The organism is Massilia sp. CCM 8734 (assembly GCF_011682155.1).
Lineage (GTDB): Bacteria > Pseudomonadota > Gammaproteobacteria > Burkholderiales > Burkholderiaceae_D > Telluria_A > Telluria_A rubra.
This window is the reverse complement of record NZ_WHJI01000204.1, coordinates 1-430: the sequence shown is the minus strand read 5'-3', so window position 1 is coordinate 430 and position 430 is coordinate 1. Positions and strand designations below refer to the sequence as shown.

Annotated in this window: 1 protein-coding gene; it reads right to left on the bottom strand. The window is 61.6% G+C overall.

What is annotated here, in order from left to right; all coding sequences use genetic code 11:
- Window positions 1-155: 155 nt before the first annotated feature.
- Window positions 156-430: hypothetical protein (locus tag F2P46_RS39045; protein WP_208296936.1), on the bottom strand; the 275-nt coding region annotated here is incomplete at its 5' end.

Sequence of the window (430 nt, the reverse complement as noted above, 5' to 3'; positions counted from 1 at the left end):
TAACGACACGCGCCCGGCACCAGCTCGAAAAGGAGAGCGCACCGGAAGCGCCGCGCTCGATCGTCCCGCCGCGCGTGCGCAACTTCTTCGCCAAGCCCCTGTTCCTTGGCTATTCGCCGGCGTTTCCCTGGCGCCGCGCGCTTTAAGGGCCGAGCTCAGCATTCGAAAAAATAGGGTGTTAAGGTGATAGCACCGCCGTCCGACCGTCCGGTTTCGCCCCAAAGCGGACGCCAAAGGATATTTGCAATCGCAGTGAGCGCGGCGTGGTCGACATTGTGTGGGATGACGGTGGAGCGCAGCCGATACCGCATGCAGCGTTGAGGGCTGCATGCAAAAAATGCCGTCAATGCCAGACCGCGCGTCTGCTTGACCCGGTCCGTCGAAAATTGGGCGATTGCGCCGAGCAAATTCAATCGACGCCGACTCCTGC